The organism is Cupriavidus sp. R6-3, from assembly GCF_059772245.1.
In genome coordinates, this window is the sequence record NZ_JCBAJO010000359.1 from 1 (window position 1) to 3,422 (window position 3,422).

Here is a 3,422-nt window from a genome sequence, read left to right on the forward strand (position 1 = left end):
GGCTATCCGGCCGACTATCCCCAGATCATCGCGCGCGCCCAGCGCGAGGGCATGGTCACGGTCTATGCCTCGACCGACGAGGACGTCGCGCGGCCGCTGCTCAATGCCTTCGAGGCGCGTTTTCCCGGCGTCAAGGTCGCCTATCACGACCTGAACACGATCGAGCTGAACCAGCGTTTCCTTGCCGAGTCCGCGCAGCCGGTCCGCGCCGACCATGCCGACGTGCTGTGGAGCACCGCGATGGACCTGCAGATCAAGCTGGTCAACGACGGCCACGCGCTGCACTACCCCTCGCCCGAGCGCGCGGGGCTGCCGGGCTGGGCGAGCTGGCGCGAGGAAGCCTGGGGCACCACCTTCGAGCCGGCGGTGATCGTCTACAACCGCCGCCATTTCGACGGCATGCCGGTGCCGCGCAGCCGCAGCGCGCTGGCGCGGCTGCTGCAGGACAACGCAACGCGCTGGCGCGGCCGCGTGGTGACCTACGACATCGAGCGCTCGGGCGTGGGCTATCTGCTGGCGCAGCAGGACGCGCGCATGGGCGGCGAATTCTGGTATCTGGCGCAGGCGCTGGGACGCGCCGGCGTGCGGCTGTCGGCGTCGACCGCCGACATGGTCGAATCGGTGGCCAGCGGCGAACTGGTGCTGGCCTACAACCTGCTGGGTTCGTACGCGCTGTCGCTGATGGAGCGCGGCGCGGCGATCGGCGTGGTGGCGCCGAGCGACTACACGCTGGTGATGTCCCGCGTGGCCTTCATCGCCCGCCGTGCGCCGCATCCGTGGGCGGCGCGGCTATGGCTGGATTTCCTGCTGTCGCGCGAGGGGCAGGCGCTGCTGGCGCGCTCGGCCTCGCGGCTCTATACGATCCGCACCGATACGAAGAGCGGCCACACCGCGGCGGCGCTGGCCGAGCGGCTGGGCTACGCGTTCAAGCCGATCAGCGTCGGCCCGGGCCTGCTGGCCGCGCAGGACACGCTGCGCAAGCAGGCCTTCCTGGCGCGCTGGCGCGAGGCGATGAAGGGGTGAGGTCCGCACGAAGGTAGATGCGGGCCAATGCAGGGAGATGCGGTGGATGCGCTGCGGCGCGTCAGCCGCCCGAACACTGCTGGACCTTGAGCCGCAAGGCCGCCATTTCCTCGTCCAGCTTGGCCATCGGCCGCGGCACATAGCCCTTGCGCAGCGAGGGCGCGAGGCGCAGCGTGTCGACGAAGACATCGGCGAGCCGTTCCGCGTCGGCATTCAGGTCGAAGTCGCCCGGCGCGAACAGCCAGTGGGCCAGCACGCCGCCGATGGCGGCATGGAAGGCGTTGACCGCCAGGTCCAGATCGAGGTCGGCCGACAGCTGGCCGCGCTCGACCGCGAGGCGCAGGTGCTCGCGCATCTTCAGCAGCCCCTGCTCGTGCGACTGGCGCTGGCGCTCCAGGATCGCGCCGTTGTCGTCCACCATCTCGCACTTGTGGAATACGATCTCGAACACGCGCCGCCATTGCGGATTGACCACCGTCTCGCGGAACACCAGCGCGACGATGTCGCGGATGCCGCCGAGCGGGTCTTCCTGGCTGGCGATCCGCTCCGGTTCGCACAGCGCCTCGACCGGCAGATGCACGCGGTCGCACATGGCGGCGAACAGATCGCTCTTGTTCTTGAAATGCCAGTAGATGGCGCCCCGGGTCACGCCGGCGGCTTCGGCGATATCGGCCAGCGAGGGCCGGGCCACCCCACGCGCATGGAACACGGCCTCGGCCGCGTCGAGGATGCGATGTCGCGTCTCGAGGGCTTCTTCCTTGGTACGTCTGGCCATAAGCGGTGTCTTCAGTGGGCGGTGGGGACAAATGGGACGGCTTCGCCCGGGATCGGGGCGGCGGCGCGCGGTCGCCGGACAGCCACGAAAGAAACGAATCCGTCACGAAACTGCGATACCACTGGACTTCCTGCCTCTGTTTTGCTGCGGTGCGACGGGCGGCATGCTAACCGATCCCGGCCGCACCCGCATATGCGGGCGATGCCCGACTGCAAAAGGGGACGGGCAAGAGACAGGCCATCCTTGCGGTGCAATATTTCTCTTACATACATGCTTGAATGTATATATACTACGCGCTAGCCACAATTTGGACCAGCCCCGCGCATCTTTCTACCAAGAGGCCCTGACCATTCGGGTCCTGCGGGCTGCATGTTGTGACGCATACGCGACCATCTGTCGCAATCCATACGGCACCATTGCGGTTTGTGGCTAGTATTGTTCTTTTTCTCCACGACGGTCCGTCGTGGGGTTCTGCCGCACAGGACGTCCACGCCGGCCCCTTAGCTCTGGGCCGGCGTTTGGCGTATCCGGCCGATCTCAAATTGCCATCACGGGGTTATCGATGAGGAAGTCCCAACGTTCGAGTTTGCTTGCCGTTACCGCTGCGCTGACGGTTCTGACGCTGTCCGCCTGCGGCAACGACGCCCCGCAGGGCGGCGCGATGCCGCCGCCCGAGGTGGGCGTGGTGACGGTGACGCCGACGGCGGTACCGGTCGTCAACGAGCTGCCGGGCCGTCTCGAAGGCGTGCGTACCGCCGAAGTGCGGGCGCGGGTCGAAGGTATCGTGCTGTCGCGCAACTACCGTGAGGGCGGCGAGGTCAAGGCCGGCCAGGTGATGTTCAAGATCGACCCGGCGCCGTACCAGGCCCAGCTGGCGTCGGCCAAGGCGAGCCTGGCGCGCGCCGAGGCCAACGCGGTCGCCGCGCGGCAGAAGGCCGAGCGCTACAAGCCGCTGGTGGCGGTCAACGCGGTCAGCAAGCAGGAATATGACGAGGCCGTCGCCGCCGCGGGCCAGGCCAGCGCCGAGATCGCCTCGGCCAAGGCCGCGGTCACCACGGCCCAGATCAACCTGGGCTATACCACGGTCACCGCGCCGATCTCCGGCCGTGCCGGCCGTGCGCTGGTAACCGAGGGCGCGCTGGTCGGCAACGGCGAGGCGACCCGCCTGGCGCTGGTCGAGCAGGTCGATCCGATCTGGGTGACCTTCACCCAGCCCGCCACCGAAGTGATGCGGCTGCGCCGCGGCATCGAGTCGGGCGCCATCAAGGGCGTCGACGGCGGCGCCAAGGTGCGCCTGTTCCTGGAGGACGGCACCGAATACAGCGAGACCGGCAAGCTGCTGTTCTCGGACATGACGGTCGACCCGAGCACCGGCGCGATCACGCTGCGCGCGCAGTTCCCGAATCCGCGGCGCGAGCTGCTGTCGGGCACCTACGTGCGGGTGCGGGTCGAGCAGGGTGTCGACGAGAACGCGCTGACCGTGCCGCAACGCGCGCTGATCCGCAACGCCCAGGGCGCCGCGGTGATGGTGGTCGGCGCGGACGGCAACGTCGCCGCGGTGCCGGTCAAGGCCGGCGCGGCGATCGGGGACCGCTGGATCGTCACCGAAGGCCTGAAGGGCGGC

The 3,422-nt window shown here is 68.6% G+C and carries 3 protein-coding genes; 2 read left to right on the forward strand and 1 reads right to left on the reverse strand.

Translation table 11 applies throughout. From position 1 onward, the window contains the following. Positions 1-1,023, forward strand: a 1,023-nt coding sequence (locus AC6EI8_RS25455; RefSeq protein WP_498383258.1) for an ABC transporter substrate-binding protein, incomplete at its 5' end; no start/stop codon positions are given. A 61-nt stretch (positions 1,024-1,084) separates the two neighbouring features. On the opposite strand, the gene AC6EI8_RS25460 is transcribed toward AC6EI8_RS25455, so the two are convergent. Continuing rightward, a complete protein-coding gene (locus AC6EI8_RS25460; RefSeq protein ID WP_149317408.1) occupies positions 1,085-1,798 on the reverse strand; it encodes a TetR family transcriptional regulator in 714 nt (237 codons plus the stop codon). 562 nt (positions 1,799-2,360) lie between these two features. Here AC6EI8_RS25460 and AC6EI8_RS25465 point away from each other — a divergent pair. Then, a partial coding sequence (locus AC6EI8_RS25465; RefSeq protein ID WP_498383259.1) for an efflux RND transporter periplasmic adaptor subunit occupies positions 2,361-3,422 on the forward strand: 1,062 nt, incomplete at its 3' end.